The organism is Streptomyces bluensis (assembly GCF_014650715.1).
Taxonomy (GTDB): Bacteria; Actinomycetota; Actinomycetes; order Streptomycetales; family Streptomycetaceae; genus Streptomyces; species Streptomyces bluensis.
The window spans coordinates 25,715-40,507 of sequence record NZ_BMVM01000006.1 but is presented as its reverse complement, the minus strand read 5'-3'; the positions used below and the strand labels follow the sequence as shown (position 1 = coordinate 40,507).

17 protein-coding genes are annotated in these 14,793 nt (G+C 70.4%); 4 read left to right on the top strand and 13 right to left on the bottom strand.

Features of this window, described 5'->3' with window-relative positions:
* Positions 1-44: 44 nt before the first annotated feature.
* The 4 genes from IE262_RS17125 to IE262_RS17110 form a co-directional block, all read right to left on the bottom strand.
* On the bottom strand, positions 45-689 hold the full coding sequence (locus IE262_RS17125; protein ID WP_229877302.1) for a response regulator: 645 nt from the start codon (positions 687-689) through the stop codon (positions 45-47).
* On the bottom strand, positions 667-1,740 hold the full coding sequence (locus IE262_RS39470; RefSeq protein ID WP_229877301.1) for a phosphatase PAP2 family protein: 1,074 nt from the start codon (positions 1,738-1,740) through the stop codon (positions 667-669). Before IE262_RS39470 ends, IE262_RS17125 begins: the two co-directional genes overlap by 23 nt.
* 300 nt (positions 1,741-2,040) lie before the next feature.
* Positions 2,041-2,700: a pentapeptide repeat-containing protein gene (locus IE262_RS17115; protein ID WP_189874635.1), complete on the bottom strand. Its 660-nt coding sequence runs from the start codon at positions 2,698-2,700 to the stop codon at positions 2,041-2,043.
* An 82-nt stretch (positions 2,701-2,782) separates the two neighbouring features.
* Complete coding sequence (locus IE262_RS17110) at positions 2,783-3,334, bottom strand: RNA polymerase sigma factor (RefSeq protein ID WP_189874633.1); 552 nt, start codon at positions 3,332-3,334, stop codon at positions 2,783-2,785.
* Positions 3,335-3,421: 87 nt separating this feature from the next.
* Here IE262_RS17110 and IE262_RS17105 point away from each other — a divergent pair, with 87 nt between their 5' ends.
* Positions 3,422-3,667: an anti-sigma factor family protein gene (locus IE262_RS17105; RefSeq protein ID WP_134036082.1), complete on the top strand. Its 246-nt coding sequence runs from the start codon at positions 3,422-3,424 to the stop codon at positions 3,665-3,667.
* Positions 3,668-3,720: 53 nt separating this feature from the next.
* Here IE262_RS17105 and IE262_RS17100 read toward each other — a convergent pair whose 3' ends face one another.
* From IE262_RS17100 to IE262_RS17090, 3 genes are all read right to left on the bottom strand, one after another.
* Positions 3,721-4,020 (bottom strand): anti-sigma factor family protein, encoded by a 300-nt coding sequence (locus IE262_RS17100; RefSeq protein ID WP_134036079.1) that lies wholly within the window; start codon positions 4,018-4,020, stop codon positions 3,721-3,723.
* Between the two features lie 187 nt (positions 4,021-4,207).
* Positions 4,208-4,471 (bottom strand): anti-sigma factor family protein, encoded by a 264-nt coding sequence (locus IE262_RS17095; RefSeq protein WP_134036076.1) that lies wholly within the window; start codon positions 4,469-4,471, stop codon positions 4,208-4,210.
* 38 nt (positions 4,472-4,509) lie between these two features.
* On the bottom strand, positions 4,510-5,070 hold the full coding sequence (locus tag IE262_RS17090) for an RNA polymerase sigma factor (RefSeq protein ID WP_134036073.1): 561 nt from the start codon (positions 5,068-5,070) through the stop codon (positions 4,510-4,512).
* Between the two features lie 215 nt (positions 5,071-5,285).
* Between IE262_RS17090 and IE262_RS17085 the strand changes: the two genes are divergently transcribed.
* Positions 5,286-5,840, top strand: coding sequence for a glycoside hydrolase family 25 protein (locus IE262_RS17085; protein ID WP_134036070.1), 555 nt, complete (start codon positions 5,286-5,288; stop codon positions 5,838-5,840).
* A gap of 85 nt (positions 5,841-5,925) precedes the next feature.
* Here the strand turns inward: IE262_RS17085 and IE262_RS17080 are convergent, their stop codons facing one another.
* Both IE262_RS17080 and IE262_RS17075 read right to left on the bottom strand, forming a co-directional pair.
* On the bottom strand, positions 5,926-6,138 hold the full coding sequence (locus IE262_RS17080) for an EF-hand domain-containing protein (protein WP_134036067.1): 213 nt from the start codon (positions 6,136-6,138) through the stop codon (positions 5,926-5,928).
* Between the two features lie 64 nt (positions 6,139-6,202).
* The gene (locus IE262_RS17075) at positions 6,203-7,117 is read right to left on the bottom strand and encodes a helix-turn-helix domain-containing protein (RefSeq protein ID WP_189874631.1); all 915 of its coding nucleotides are present in this window, start codon (positions 7,115-7,117) and stop codon (positions 6,203-6,205) included.
* Between the two features lie 90 nt (positions 7,118-7,207).
* Between IE262_RS17075 and IE262_RS17070 the strand changes: the two genes are divergently transcribed.
* Entirely contained in the window at positions 7,208-7,846 is a 639-nt protein-coding gene (locus IE262_RS17070) for a GNAT family N-acetyltransferase (RefSeq protein WP_134036063.1), read from the top strand.
* A gap of 101 nt (positions 7,847-7,947) precedes the next feature.
* Here the strand turns inward: IE262_RS17070 and IE262_RS17065 are convergent, their stop codons facing one another.
* The 4 genes from IE262_RS17065 to IE262_RS17050 all read right to left on the bottom strand — a co-directional run bounded on the left by IE262_RS17065 (position 7,948) and on the right by IE262_RS17050 (position 12,261).
* Positions 7,948-8,451, bottom strand: a complete 504-nt coding sequence (locus tag IE262_RS17065; RefSeq protein WP_134036061.1) for an ATP-binding protein — start codon at positions 8,449-8,451, stop codon at positions 7,948-7,950.
* Between the two features lie 316 nt (positions 8,452-8,767).
* A complete protein-coding gene (locus IE262_RS17060) occupies positions 8,768-9,535 on the bottom strand; it encodes an enoyl-CoA hydratase/isomerase family protein (protein ID WP_134036059.1) in 768 nt (255 codons plus the stop codon).
* A gap of 39 nt (positions 9,536-9,574) precedes the next feature.
* Positions 9,575-10,834: a L,D-transpeptidase gene (locus IE262_RS17055; protein ID WP_189874630.1), complete on the bottom strand. Its 1,260-nt coding sequence runs from the start codon at positions 10,832-10,834 to the stop codon at positions 9,575-9,577.
* Positions 10,835-11,034: 200 nt separating this feature from the next.
* Entirely contained in the window at positions 11,035-12,261 is a 1,227-nt protein-coding gene (locus tag IE262_RS17050) for a L,D-transpeptidase (protein WP_134036055.1), read from the bottom strand.
* Positions 12,262-12,470: 209 nt separating this feature from the next.
* Between IE262_RS17050 and glgX the strand changes: the two genes are divergently transcribed.
* Entirely contained in the window at positions 12,471-14,768 is a 2,298-nt protein-coding gene (gene glgX, locus IE262_RS17045) for a glycogen debranching protein GlgX (protein WP_189874628.1), read from the top strand.
* The last annotated feature ends 25 nt before the right edge of the window (positions 14,769-14,793 follow it).

Below are 14,793 nucleotides of genomic sequence, written 5' to 3'. Positions count from 1 at the left end.
CGAGCCGTAAAGCGGTCGCGTCCACGGAACGGCAGCACGGTCCCTCAGGCGGACCACCGGTATTCGTCGCTCACGACGAGACCACGGCCGAGTTCGCCGGGCGGCACCAGCCCCAGCCGCAGGGCGTGCGCGACAGCCTGGGTCCGGCTGTGCACCCCGAGCTTGTCGAAGATGTGGCTGACGTACGTCTTCACGGTCTGCTGCCCGATGTGGAGGTCGCGCGCGATCTCTTTGTTCGCCTTGCCCCGGGCCAGCATGACCAGGACCTCCGACTCGCGCTCGGTGAGACGCGCCGGCCCGGTCGGGCCGCTGACCTGGTCCACCAGACGGGCCACCGCGGCGCTGGAGACATACGTCCGCCCGGTCGCCGCGGCCTTCACCGCGTGCCGCAACTCGTCCGCCTCCGCGTTCTTCAGCAGGAAGCCCGTCGCGCCCGCCCGGACCGCCGCCATCACCATGCCACCGTCGAGGACGCCGGTCAGCGCCACGACCCGGACCTCGGGCAGTTCCCGGCGGATCTGTTCTGTGGCCTCGATGCCGTCCATGACGGGCATCATGAGCTCCATCAACACGACGTCAGGAGACAGCTCCCGGGCCAGCCGTACGGCCTCCCGCCCGTTGGTCGTCTCACCGGCCACCGCGATGTCGCCGTCAAGGCTCAGAAAGTCACGCAGGCCCTGTCGGACCACCGCGTGGTCCTCTGCGATCAGAACTTGAACTGCCACTGGTGATCTCCGTTGTCGAGCACCGGCTCCCGGGCCGCCACCACGGCTCTGCCGTAGTACGCGTCCCGCGGCCCGCGCGGCCCGCATCGCCCAGGAGTTCATTCCCCCGGCACCAGACACAGCTGACACCGGGCACAAGGGAATGACCGACCCAAGGGAATGCTGTGGGGAATTCAGACATATCGGAAACCCGCGGCGGCCCGCGCTCATTCCATACCCGGGGATGGAAGGCTGCCGTCGTTGCGGCGGGGTTCAGCCGCCGCGACGTGAACGCACGGACCACGGGGGCCGCCCAGCCACCCTGCCCTCTCCGCCCGCGAACCGCCGCGGCCCGCAGGCCCATGGCCGCCCCCGGGCCCAGCCGTGACGCCGGGTCAGCAGCCAGACATGCCCCGAGCCTCCTGGCCCGAACCACCACCCGTTCGGCGAACTGCTCGCAGTACGGAAGGGCCAGCAGTACGAGTGCGCCGGCCGCCCAGCCACCCAGCACATCGCTGAACCAGTGGGTGCCCAGATAGACGGTGGCCAGGCCGACCACCACGGCGGCCAGAGCGGCCGCCACGGCCGCCGCCGTGCGATGGCGCGAGGCGAGGTGGGCGAGCGTTCCCCAGGTGACGAGGCAGTTGGCCGTGTGGCCGGACGGGAAGACGTCGCCGCCCCGGAGGAACTCGGTGGAGCCGATGGTGTACGCGGAGCCCGGCCCCAGGCGTCCGGTCCCCAGCTTCACCGCGCCGACGCTCACATTGAGCAGCCCCAGCGCCGCGAGGAAGACCAGCAGGGGGCGCGGGTTCCTGCTGCGCAGGCAACGCCACCCCAGCCAGGCCAGCGCCACCGTCATCGTCGGCCCCCGCTGTCCGGCGACGACGAGGATGTCCAGGAGCTCCCGCAGCTCGGGCCACTGCCTGAACGGCCGCCACATGGCCATGCGCCAGTCCAGGCGCAACAGGGGCGACCGGGCGAGCAACGCCACGAAGACGGCCACGTACGCACCGACCACCAGAGCGAAGAGCGTCACCGCGCGGCCCCGGCACGCCGACCGTCGGCGCCCGCGCGCCACGGCGCGGCGCGGAAGACCGGCTTCGCGTAACCCGGGAAACCCTGCTCGCCCCAGCGGAAGACCCATGATGCCCAAGTCGCCCTCCCGGCCCCTCGGGAACTCCGGCCACGCTCTCCTCCGGCACGGAGTCCGGACACGACGTGACCGAACAGCACTCGGACAGGAAACCCGACCCCATCGGTACGACATTCCCTTTTCGCGAAATACGCCCTTAAATGTCGGAGGGAGGGAGGGAGGGGCAGATCGGGCGGCGGGGTCTCAGGAAGCCGGGGTGAGGTGGCGCCCCCCGCAGGCGCGGGTGCCGACGGATTTGGTGCCGTCCGGGCACACGACGTTCTCCCAGCTCGCACCCGACAGATCGGCCCCGTCCAGCCGCGCACCGCGCAGCGTGCTGCCGGACAGCTCCGCCTCCGACAGATCCACGTCACGCAGGTCCGCGTGGCTGAAGTCGACGTTGGTGAGCGAGGCCGCACGCAGTTTCGCACCCCGGAGCCGGGCTCCCGCGAAACTGACGTTGGTCAGCATGCTCTTGTCGAACGCGGCCTCGCCGAGATCGGCGCCCCGCATGTCGACCTCGGCGAGCGTGCCCGCGGTCAGCCGAGCCCGGCGCAGATCCGCGTCGCGCAGGTCCACGCTCTCCAGGGACACGTCGGCCAGCCGCGCCCCGAAGAGGTTGCCGCGGCTCAGGTTCGCCTCGGAGACCGAACCCGTCAGCTCCGAGCCCTCCAGGTTGACGCACCGGAGTTTCTTCTGCCACAGCTCCACCCCGTCGACGGTGCGGCCCGAGAAGTTCCTGCCCGCCCCGCCGGGACAGGTACGGCCCCGCTCGTCCTCCCCCTGCCCACAGCCGACCGCAAACGCGACGGACAGGGCGAGCACGGTCGCCCACAGCCCCGTACGGGACACACAGAGGTTCACGAGCGCCCCCCGGCCCGGTCGGGCGGTGCACCCGCGCGTACGCGCAGCAGACGGCACGCGGCCCGTCCGTGGCCATGGCGGATCACGTCCTGCTCCACTTCTTCGGCGCGAGCCCGGCCGCCACCAGATGGGTCCTTATCCGCTTACGGGCCCGGTGCAGGCGGCTCATCACCGTCCCCTCCGGCACATCCAGCACCTCGGCCGCCTCCCCGTAGCTGAGCCCTCCGATGTCCACCAGCCGGACGACCTGCCGGTGCTTGTCGGGCAGGGCGGCCAGCGCGGCGCCGACCACCGCGTCGAAGCTCTCGCCGAGCACCAGTTCCTCGGGCGACTCGGCCACCCCGACCGAACTCAGCCGGTCCAGGTCGGCGTCCGGGTCGTCGAGCAGACGGGGGGTGCGGCGGCGGTGCCGGTTGATCTCGGCCCGCCGCATGATGGTCAGCAGCCAGGCGCGCGGATGCTCACCGTCGAACCGGCCAATGGCCCGGTAGGCGCGCAGCAGGGTCTCCTGCACCAGGTCCTCGGCGTCGGCGGGCTGCGCGGTCAGCGTCATCGCCACCCGCAGCAGCACTTCCACCTCGGGCAGCACGAACTTCGCGAACGCCTTGTCCCGCACCTCCGGCGGCTGCGCCATTGTGTCTCCCACGGGCTGGTGAAAACCCTCCGGACCAATCGGAGCATTCCACGGAATGTCCCGCCTTTTAACACGGGTTTCCGATACATGACGAAGCTGAGTACCCCGTTGCCGTACAGGCTCTGGTGGGAATGCCGCGAAAAGCTGCGCCATATACGGCTGCACGGTGCGGTCGCGGCGTACGCGGACGGGCAGCTCACCGGAGTACGACACACGCGTGTCGCGGCTCATGTGGCCCGCTGCTGGGCCTGCAGCGGCGAACTGATCGCCCTCCGCCTCATGAAGGCGTCGATACGCGGCCATCCCCACCGGGCACCGACCTCGCCGGCCTAGGGCCTGTTGCGAAAGTCCCGCCGTCCGGCCGGAGGGCCGGAGGGCCGGAGCGCTCACCCCCCGGGGGTCCGATCGCGTCGGTCGCCCGGGGCGGGCTGCAGCAGGGACTCGCCGAAGCCGCGCAGGCGGGCCACCGCGCGGGCGTCGGGCCGCTCCTGGCGGACCAGTGCGTTCTTGATCTCACGGTAGGTGCGGGCCTCCAGCCCGCAGTCGCGGCAGTCGTCCAGGTGCGCCCGCACCCGTAGGGCGGTGACGTCGTCCATCTCCCCGTCCAGATATGCCTGCAGGACGCGGACCACCTGGGCGCAGCTCAGCCTCCCCGCCGGGTCCCGTTGTCTCGGCCACACCCTCATCGCTCACCTCGGTTCCGGACCGGCCACCGCGTCGAGCCCCGGGCGCCCGGACATTCGACGGCCCCGCTCACCACTCGGGACCGGTCCGGGCGCCCGGCCGATGCCTTCTCACGCGCAGGAAACCCACCGATGGCTCCGCATCATTCCCCTCCACCCGCTGATACACCCGAATGCCCCCGAACGTCCCTCAGGCCACCGGCGTCTGCTCCTCCCCCTCGCCCTCCGTCTCGTGCTGCAGCAGTCCCCGAGCGAACCCGCGCAGACGCTCGACCGCGTCCGGGTCGGGCTCCGTCCGGCGGACGAGGGCCCTCTTGATCTCCCGGTAGGCCCTGGCCTCCGGGCCACAACGACGGCAGTCCTCCAGGTGTACCGCCACCCGCCGCGCGGTCGCGTCGTCGGTCTCCCCGTCCAGGTATGCCTGGAGGACCCGGCCCGCCTGCCTACAGGTCATCGTGTGCTCAGCCGGTTGTCTCCGCTTGGACCACATGCTCACCGTTCACCTCGTCCCGGCACCAGCCCGGCTGCCGCCAGCCGGACGCGGATACGTCTGCGCGCACGGCGCAGTCGGCTCTTCACGGTCGCTTCGCTCATGCCCAGCGACCCGGCCGCCTCCGCGTACGACAGACCGTCCATGTCCACCAGGCGTACCACCTGTCGGTACCTCACCGGCAGGGCCGCCAGAGCGATATCCACCACTTCGTGGAACGACTGCCCGAGCACGACCGGTTTCGCCGGCTGCCCGGAAACGCCCGCCGGCGACGGGCCGGGGCCGGCCTCCCGGTCACGCCGTGGACGGGGTCCTCGAAGACGACGCCGGTCGGTGCGCTCCTGGTGCATCAGAGTGAGCAGCCAGGTCCGCGGCTGCCGGCCGTGGCGCCGGTCGAAGGTCCGGTACGCGCGGGCCAGGGTGCCGCGTACCAGTTCCTCGGCCTGGTCCGGTCGCGCGGTCAGCGTCATCGCCACCCGGAGCAGCATCTCCACCTCGGGCAGCACGCACTCGGCGAACTCCCGCTGCCGCTCCGCCCGGTCATGCGGCGACCGTTCCTCCATAACGACGGAAACCCTTCGTTCCTGATTCAGCATTCCGTTGTCCTGCCCTGCGGAGGGCGCATCCGCTCCACGGGTTCCTCTGTTCGGGCGCACCGGTCTTCTGGACGTTGGCGCTGAAGGGGTGAGGCGGGGCGAGCGAGGGAAAGCCACCAGTAGGTAGGCCCCCCACACACGCACTGTCGAATGCCCTGTTCCCCCATGCCCGGAGGCGCCTCATGCTGCGAGGCATCGACGTCAGCTCGTACCAGTCGTCCTCGTACGACACGGACGGCCTTTCCTTCGTCTTCATCAAGGCGACGGAAGGCCGGACGTACACCAACCCCAAGCTGAGCGCACAGACGAAGACCGCCAGAGACGCGGGGCTCGTCGTCGGCTTCTACCACTTCCTCTGGCCCGGCAACCTGACCGCCCAGGCGGAGTACTTCGTGAGCAAGGCGCCCGAAAAGGCGGGTGACATCCTCGCCGTCGACTGGGAGACAACGGGCGACGGCACTCACGCGAGCAATGCCGAGAAGGACCGTTTCCTACGGAAGGTGAAGGAACTCCGGCCGAACCACCGGGTGGTCTTGTACTGCAACCGGCACTATTGGCTGAACGTGGACACGACCTCTTACGCGGGCGACGGCCTGTGGATCGCGGACTACGTGACCGCGGGAAAGCCCCGTATCAAGGCCAAGTGGCGTTTCCACCAGTACACGGACAACCCGCTGGACAAGAACGTCGCCGACTTCGCGAGCAAGTCCGCGCTGAAGAAGTGGGCGGGGGCCTGACCTTCTCCCAGCCCCGCCCGAGCCAGGAGACAACGGGAGAGGGTGCCCGCCGCGCGGTTCGCGTGGGCACCCTCTCCTTACGGGCTCACTTGTTGAGGTGGCCCCAGAACTCCTCGAACGAGAGCAGCTTGTCGCCGTTGAGGTCCTGGGCGCCGATGACGGCCTCGGCCACCGACTCGGTGACGTGCCAGTCGCCCTTCTGGGCCAGGGCGGCCTTGAACTCGGCGGCGGTGATGAACCCGTCACCGTCCTTGTCCATCCGCTGGAACTGCGTGCGTGCTTCGTCGATGTCCGCCACCGGTCCGCCCCTTCATCGTGCTTTCGTGCTGTCGTACGACACAGCCTTGGTCGGCGGGCTCAGACTAACCGGCGAGCCTGGCCCGCAACGCGGCGACCACCCAGGCGAACTCCTCGGCGTGCGTGGGCAGCGGTTCGGTGCCCCGGACGAGCGCCGTGAGCTCCCGGAAGCGGGCCATTTCGGCGTGCGCGGCGGACTCCATGCGTGCGAGTACGGAGGCCCGGTCGGCGTTGCCGAGCAGCGGGTCCAGCACTTCCTCGGCGCGCGGCGACTCGGGGTCGATGCCCTGTTCCCGCGCCTGTGCCGCGAGCTGCACCAGGCGGCTCATGAACCACAGGGAAGTGCCGGGCGGCACCTCCGGCCCCCGGTCCGCGGCGTTGAATTCGATCGTCCTCCGCATGCGCGCCCGGAATCCGGGGTCCTGCAACAGCTCCGCGAGCTCCACCCATGCGTCCACCTGCTCGGGCGTCGGGTCGTCGGGCAGGTCGGCGACGGTGAACCGCATCCGGGTGCGGATGTCCGGGTCCGCCGTGTCGAGGCCCCCGAAGGTCTCCTCCATGAAGTCGTCGATGATGCGTGTGCGTTCGGCGGTCGACAGCCGCGCCAGCTTGTTCATGAGTGTCATCTCCTCCGCGGTCGAACCGCGTCGCGCCACGGTCGACAGCACCGCCCGGGTCAGCTTCAGGGCGCGGATCTGTGCGTCAAGGGCCGCCACATGGGTGACCGCGACCTCCGCGACCGTCGTCTCGCCCGCCACCACCCTGCGGACGTCGTCCAGGCCGAGGCCCAGCTCGCGCAGGGTGCGGATGAGTTCGAGGCGGGCCACCGCATCCGCGTCGTACAGCCGGTAGCCGCCCTCGCTGCGGGTCACCGGGTGCAGGACGCCCTCGTCGGACCAGTAGCGGATGGTGCGCACGGAAAGGCCCGTGGCCCGCGCCAGCCGGCCGATGGTGAAAAGTCCGGTGCGGTCGTCGATCATGTCTGGGAGTCTGGGCCTTCCAGTGGCTGGAGACTCAAGCACGTTCTGGTGGCGGCTTGGGACGAATCCCGGCGAAGGGGGAGAGGCGTCTTGGCCGGCACTCTGCGGAACATTCTGGATGCGGCGGCTCGTGGGAGCTTCCCGCCCGCCGACGGAGGCGTGACCGTCGTCCGCCAGCACTCCCACCGCGACGCCGGCGTCCTCGCCTTCACGGCGCACTCGGTGGTCTTCACGGACGAGGATCCGGCGTGGGTGCACGAGACGCTGGGCTCCCTGGGGTGCGACGCGCTGGCCGCGACCATGAACCCGCGGTTCCTGGTGGCGTTCATGGAGCGTACGGGGCGGTCGAGTGACACGATCGACATGCTCACCGTCGCCTCCGCGCTGCCCGGGGAGCCCTCGGTCGCGCTGACGGAGATCCGCGATCCGGAGCATCCTCGGGTCGTCCGGGCCCGGAAGTACCGTGACGGCGTCCGGGTGTGGGCAGCCGACGGCGGTGTGCTCGTTCTGGGACGCGGGGTCGCGGGGCGGCTGGAGGCCGCGGTGGAGGTGGCCGAGGGGGTACGGCACCGGGGGCTGGGGCGGGCGCTCGCGTCGGCCGCGCGGCAGTTGGCGGGCGGGGAGCCGGTCTGGGCCCAGTCGGCCCCGGGGAACGCTCGCAGTGTGCGAGCGTTCCAGGCGGCCGGTTACCGCCCCGTGGGCGCGGAGGCGCTCCTCGTCGCCCACTGAGAGCCCACAGGGGTCCCTGCACCGGTGTATCCCGTTAGGGCCTGTCGTCAAACTACCGTCGTTCGCCCGAAGGGCGGCAGACGGTAGTTTGACGACAGGCCCTAGCGGTCGGGTGCCCGCATTTCGAACCAGGTCGTCTTGCCGCGGGGCAGCAGGTCGACACCCCAGCGATCCGCGAGGGTGTCGACGAGGAAGAGGCCACGGCCGCTGATGTCCAGTTCCTGGACGGGCATGAGACAGGGTAGGCCCCGCGAGGGGTCGCGCACCTCGACCCGGATCCAGCGGCGCCGGCGGCGCATCCGCAGCCCGAAGACACGGGCGCCGGTGTGACGCACGGCGTTGCCGACGAGTTCCGAGACGAGCAGAACCGCGTCCTCGGTCAGCTTCGGCGAGAGCCCCCAGTGGCGGAGCACGACGATCTGGGTCAGCCGCCGGGCGGTGGCCGCGGACTCGGGACGGGACGGCAGGGGAACCTCGGCCTCAGCGGGGTTGCCGAACAACTCCAGTGCCTTCAGGGCCCGTTCGTCCTCAACCGCAGGCGACCAGCGCGCCGCGGTCGCACTCCCGTGCCGCCGCGGCTGTTCGACACCCTCCAGCCCCGCCATGCCCCCCATCATGGCCGCCCATGGCCTCGTTCGGGGCCGTTCCTCAGGAATAGGCCCCCTGGGGCCTTCCTTTCCACGGGGTTCTTCTGGCATATGTCACAGGCAGGAAAGAGGGTGCCATACACCGGCCGAGCTGCGGTGATTCGCCGGAATGAGGCGATCGCCAGTCGACCGGCCCAGGCATTGCTTAAGGTTGTCTTAAGGTTCCGATAAACCGCCCCATTGAGGGACACGGGTAAGACACCACGTCAACTGCAAGTGGATCAGCGGAACTTCGGTGTGGAACGCATCACCGTACGGACGGCGTCAGTCCGGGTCACACGAACTTCGCCTTTCCCGGCCCCTCCTCCACGAAGCTCCGCATTCCGCGCTCCCGGTCCTCCGTCGCGAACAGACCCGCGAACCAGTTCCGTTCCACGGCGAGCCCGGTCTCGATGTCCGTCTCCAGGCCCGTGTCGATCGACTCCTTGGCCGCGCGCAGCGCGATCGCCGGGCCCTGGGCGAGCTTCGCGGCCCACTCGTGCGCCTGCGTGTAGACCTCGCCGGCCGGTACGACCCGGTCGACGAGGCCCAGCGTGAGGGCCTCGTCGGCCTTCACCATGCGGCCCGTGAAGATGAGGTCCTTGGCCCTGGACGGGCCGATCAGCCGGGACAGGCGCTGGGTGCCGCCCGCGCCCGGGATCAGGCCCAGCAGGATCTCCGGCTGCCCGAGTTTCGCGTTGTCGGCGGCGATGCGGTAGTCCGCACAGAGCGCGAGCTCACAGCCACCGCCCAGCGCGTACCCCGTGACGGCGGCCACGACCGGCTTGGGGATGCGGGCCACGGCGGTGAAGGAGTCCTGCAGCGCTCGGGAGCGCACGACCATCGCCGCGTGGTCCATGGCCTGCATCTCCTTGATGTCCGCGCCCGCCGCGAACACCTTCTCCCCGCCGTACAGGACCACCGCGCGCACGTCCGCGCGGTTCGCGGCCTCCTCGGCGAGTTCCTTGAGACGGTCCTGTGTGGCGATGTCCAGGGCGTTCATCGGCGGGCGGTCGAGGCGGATGGTGCCGACGCCTTCGGCGACTTCGAGATGCACGGTCATGCACCGCAGGTTAACGGTGACTCACGCGGAATGGGGCCCCTACGCCTTCCACTTCTCCCACGACATGTTCCATCCGTTGAGCCCGTTGTCCGGGTCGACGGTCCGCTCGTTGGCGTTCTTCACGATCACCACGTCGCCGGTCATCGAGCGGTTGAAGAACCAGGCCGCCGAGATGTTCTTGTCGTAGCCGCCGCGCACGTCACGCAGCCCGATGCAGCCGTGGCTGGCGTTGTAGTTGCCGAAGGCGTCGCCGCCCCAGTAGTTGCCGTGGATGAAGGTGCCGGAGGTCGTCAGGCGCTGGGCGTGCGGGACGTCCTTGATGTCGTACTCGCCGTCGTAGCCGACGGTGTCACCGTTCATACGGGTCACGGTGAGACGTTCACTGATGACCATCTGCCCGTTCCAGGTGTCGTAGCCGGCCTTGCCGGTGGTGACGGGGATGGTCTTGATGACCTTGCCGTCGCGCTCGACGGTCATCTTCTTGGTCTTGACGTCGACGGTGGAGATCTGGCTGCGGCCTATGGTGAAGGAGACCTTCTTGTCCTGCTCGCCGTAGACGCCGGGGCGGCCCTCGACCCCGTCGAGGTTGAGGTCGACCGTCACCTTCGTGCCGGGCTTCCAGTACTTCTCGGGGCGGAAGTCGAGGCGGTCGTTGCCGAACCAGTGGCCCTCGACGTCGACGGCCGGCTCGGTCTTTATGGTGATGGCCTTCTCGACGTCCTCGGGAGCCGTGATGCCGCGGGTGAAGCGGAGCGAGAACGGCATGCCGACGCCGACCGTGGAGCCGTCCTCGGGTGTGAAGGTGCCCACGAAGGTGTTCTTCGGATTCAGTGTGGTGAACGAGGACTCCTCGGTGGCCCTGCGGCCTTCCCTGTCCTCGGCGACGGCGCGGACCGTGTACGTGGTGTCCGAGGCGAGGTGGGTCGACGGCGCCCATCCGGCGCCGTCCTGCGTGATCTTCCCCGCTATCTTCTCGCCCTTGGAGTCCTTGACCGTGACCTCGGTCAACTTCCCCTTGGCTGCGGTGACCTCAAGGGCGCCGCTGGTCTTCACCTCGTCGGCGCCGTTCTTCGGGGCTATGGTCACCACGGCCTCGGAGGCCTTGCTGCCGACCGTGCCGGAGGAGCCCTTGCCCCCCTGCCCCTTGTCGGAGCCGGAGTCCGACTCTCCGCCTCCGCCGCCGCACGCGGTCACCGTGAGAAGCAACGCCCCCAGCAGCAGTGCCGGTATCCCCTGGCTGCGCCGGTTCCTCCGGGTCCGCGCACCAACCGACGCCCCCGATATCGGTCGCCCGTTCACGTTCGTGTCTCCCCTCGCACGGCCTGTTCAGGCCCGCACCCCCAACGCGTCCCGCGCGTTTGTGCGTACGTTAACCGCAAGATCGGGATGGCGGGGGCCTCGTGATGGTCACTGTTCCGTCCCAAGTAGGACCGCCGTGGCCGCCATCCCGTTCCGTCCGCCCGCCTCCGATATCCGCGCCATGTCGCCGCCCGGTGGGCCTACTTCACCGCGCCGCCCGCCTTCCACTCCTCCCAGGCCATGTTCCACCCGCCGAGCCCGTTGTCGGGAGCGACCGTCCTGTCACGGCTGCCCACGACCTCGACGACGTCGCCGACGAGGCTGCGGTCGAAGAACCAGCCCGCGGGCGTGCTCGAACTGCCGCCCTTCACATCGCGCAGGCCCACACAACCGTGGCTGACATTGGCGTTCCCGAAGGCGTCCGGCGCCCAGTAGTTGCCGTGCAGGAAGGTGCCCGAGCGGGTGAGCCGCATGGCGTGCGGGACGTCCGGGATGTCGTACTCGCTCTTGCCGTCGGCCTTCCGGAAGCCGACCGTGGCGCCGTCCATCCGCGTCACCTCCAGCATCTCGGTGACGACCATCTTCCCGTTGTACGTCGTCGTCGCGGGCGCCCCGGCCGTGATGGGGACCGTGGCGAGGAGTTCGCCGTCGCGGGACACCCGCATGGTGTGGGCGGCCGCGTCGACCAGGCTGACCTGGTGGCGGCCGACGGTGAACGAGAACGTCCTGTGCTGCAGGCCGTACACACCACGCGCACCCTCGACGTCTCTCAGCCGCAGACCCACGGTGACCCGTGTGCCGGGCTTCCAGTAGTGCTCGGGCCTGAAGTCCACCCGGTTCGCGCCGAACCAGTGCGGGCGGATCTCCACGGCGGGCCGTGCGGTCACGGCGATGGCCCGCTCGACGGCGGCCCGGTTCTGGATCGCCCGGTTGAACTCCAGGGACACGATCATGCCGGTGCCGACGGTCGCGCGGTTCTCCGGCACGGCGTAGGCGATGAAGCGCTTCTCGGGGACGTATGTCGTGAAGGTGACGTGGCGGGCGGAGCGGCGGCCGCCCCCGTCGAGGGCCACCGCGTCGACGGTGTATCTCGCGGCGAGCGCGAGTCGGCCGGAGCCAGTGGGGCGCCAGGTCAGGCCGTCGGTGGAGATGCGCCCCCGTACGGGCGACTCCTGTGCGTCCCGTGACACGACGACCTTCACCGACTCCAGGCGCCCGCTGGGCACCCGCACCTCGAACGGCTTGTCGGCGTGCACGTCCTTGCTTCCGTCCGCCGGTGTGACGTGGATGGTGCCGCTCGGTGCTCCGGGCTTGCCGTCGAACCCCTCCGGCGTGCACCCGGAGGCCGCGGCCACCAGTCCCACCCATGTCAGTACGGCAGCCAGCGTGACCCCGGCGCGTCGGGGAGCATGTGTGGTGATGGGCACTCGGACCTCTGTCTTTCCGGCCGGGGGCGGGCACGGTGGCCCCCGGAAAAGTGCAGTACGTGCGGCCCAACGACGGCGCACGCCTCGGGGAAACGTGAGTGCGAGCCACCGTCTGGGCAGAACTGTGGGGAGAACGACGCGACAGGGAGCCAGGACGGGACATCCCGGGCCCCGCAGGGTCGTTCCGCCGAGCCGCAGGAGGCCGTGAGGTGGCGAGCGCACCCGAGCAGGAGGCAGTCCAGGAGGGACGCGGACCGTCCGCGCGCCCGGCCGCCGTGCTGAACGGCAGGCGGCGGCGCACGGCGGACGACACCGCGCAGACGCCCGTGTGGCCGGGGGCTCCCATGCCGCTCGGGGCGCGGTTCCGGGTGGGACCGGACGGGGTGGCGGGCACCAACTTCGCGCTGTGGTCGGGCGGGGCGGAGGCGGTGGAGCTGTGTCTGTTCTCCGCCGAGGGCGCGGAGACGCGGGTCCCGCTCACCGAACTGACGCACGAGATCTGGCACGGCTTCGTACCGGGCGTGCTGCCCGGACAGCGGTACGGCTACCGGGTGCACGGCCGCTGGGACCCGTGGACCGGCGCCCGCTGGAACCCGGCGAAGCTGCTCCTCGACCCGTACGCCCGCGCCGTGGACGGGGGCGCCGGGAACGACTACGGCAGGCTGCCGCCCGAGGTGTACGGGCACGTCCGTGACTGGCCGCAGCAACAGGTCGCGGACACCGTGCGCGACGACCGGGACTCGGCGCCGTACGTGCCGAAGGGAGTCGTCGTCCACGACGACGCGCCCGACGACGAATGGCTCGACGACCGCCGCCCGAAGACTCCGTGGGCGGACTCGGTGATCTACGAGCTGCACGTACGCGGCTTCACGAAGCTGCACCCGGGGATCCCCGAAGAACTGCGCGGCACGTACGCCGGGTTGGCGCACCCCGCGGCGATCGAGCACCTGGTGAGGCTGGGCGTGACGGCCGTCGAGCTGCTGCCCGTACACCAGTTCGCCCACGAGGACCATCTGCTGCGGCGGAACCTGCGCAACTACTGGGGCTACAACTCGATCGGCTACTTCGCCCCGCACGCGGCGTACGCGGCGTCGGGCACGACCGGCCAGCAGGTGGGCGAGTTCAGGCGGATGGTGCGGGCGCTGCACGCGGCGGGCATCGAGGTGATCCTCGACGTGGTCTACAACCACACCGCGGAGGCGTCCGAGCTGGGCCCGATGCTGTCGCTGCGCGGGATCGACAACCGCGGCTACTACCGGCTGCAGCACGACGCCCGCCGGTACGCGGACTACACCGGCTGCGGCAACACCCTGCACGTGGTCCAGCCGCAGGTCCTGAGGCTCATCACGGACTCGCTGCGGTACTGGGTGACGGAGATGGGGGTGGACGGTTTCCGGTTCGATCTGGCGGCCGCGCTGGCCAGGTCCATGCACGACGTCGACATGCTGTCCCCGTTCCTCGCGGTCATCGCCCAGGACCCGGTGCTGCGGCGGGTGAAGCTGATCGCGGAGCCGTGGGACGTGGGCGCGGGCGGCTACCAGGTGGGCGCGTTCCCGCCCCTGTGGACGGAGTGGAACGACCGGTACCGGGGCGCGGTACGGGACTTCTGGCGCGGCGCCCTGCCCGACGTACGCGATCTGGGGTACCGCCTGTCGGGGTCGAGCGACCTGTACGCCTGGGGCGGCCGGCGCCCCTACGCCTCGGTCAACTTCGTCACCGCGCACGACGGGTTCACCCTGCGCGACCTGGTGTCGTACGAGCGCAAGCACAACGAGGCGAACGGCGAGGGGAACCGGGACGGCACGGACGACAACCGCTCGTGGAACTGCGGGGCGGAGGGCGAGACGGACGACGAGGGCGTCCGCGCCCTGCGCCGCCGCCAGTTGCGGAACCTGCTGACCACCCTGCTGCTGTCGACGGGCGTGCCGATGCTGGTCGCGGGCGACGAACTGGGGCGGACGCAGAGCGGCAACAACAACGCGTACTGCCAGGACAACGCGACAGGCTGGCTGGACTGGGGACTGCTTCGGGAACCCGGCTGGAAGGCGCTGTTCGACCTGACGTCCCGGCTGATCGCGCTGCGCCACGAGCACCCGGTGCTGCGCAGGCGGGCGTTCTTCTCCGGACGCGCGCACTCGGCGGACGGGCTGCGGGACCTGGCGTGGTTCACGGCCCGGGGCACCGAGATGACGGAACAGGACTGGTACGCGCCCGCCGCCACCCTCGGCATGTACCTCTCCGGCCGGGACATCCCGGGACGCGACGCGCGAGGTGTGCCGGTGGTCGACGAGAGTTTCCTGGTGGTACTGCACGCGGCGGACCACCCGCTGTCCTTCGTCCTGCCGGGTCCGCCGTGGGCCGAGCGGTACGAGGTGGTCGTCGACACCTCCCGCGAGGACCAGCAGGACCCGCCCGGCGTGGAGCACCGGGCGGGGACGGAGATCACGGTGCCGGCGCGGGCCGTGTTGCTGCTGCGGGTGGTGGGGGACGGGGGAACGGAAGCCTGACGCCGCGACAACCCGAACAGCGGGG

Bases quoted from the DNA above. Each gene is read 5' to 3' on its own strand.
- IE262_RS17110 (WP_189874633.1), bottom strand. From the start codon at position 3,334: ATGGCGCAGCCGCCGGAGGTGCGGGACAAGGCGTTCGCGAAGTTCGTG.
- IE262_RS17105 (WP_134036082.1), top strand. From the start codon at position 3,422: ATGACGAAGCTGAGTACCCCGTTGCCGTACAGGCTCTGGTGGGAATGC.
- IE262_RS17100 (WP_134036079.1), bottom strand. From the start codon at position 4,020: ATGAGGGTGTGGCCGAGACAACGGGACCCGGCGGGGAGGCTGAGCTGC.
- IE262_RS17095 (WP_134036076.1), bottom strand. From the start codon at position 4,471: ATGACCTGTAGGCAGGCGGGCCGGGTCCTCCAGGCATACCTGGACGGG.
- IE262_RS17090 (WP_134036073.1), bottom strand. From the start codon at position 5,070: ATGGAGGAACGGTCGCCGCATGACCGGGCGGAGCGGCAGCGGGAGTTC.
- IE262_RS17085 (WP_134036070.1), top strand. From the start codon at position 5,286: ATGCTGCGAGGCATCGACGTCAGCTCGTACCAGTCGTCCTCGTACGAC.
- IE262_RS17075 (WP_189874631.1), bottom strand. From the start codon at position 7,117: ATGATCGACGACCGCACCGGACTTTTCACCATCGGCCGGCTGGCGCGG.
- IE262_RS17065 (WP_134036061.1), bottom strand. From the start codon at position 8,451: ATGGCGGGGCTGGAGGGTGTCGAACAGCCGCGGCGGCACGGGAGTGCG.
- IE262_RS17060 (WP_134036059.1), bottom strand. From the start codon at position 9,535: ATGACCGTGCATCTCGAAGTCGCCGAAGGCGTCGGCACCATCCGCCTC.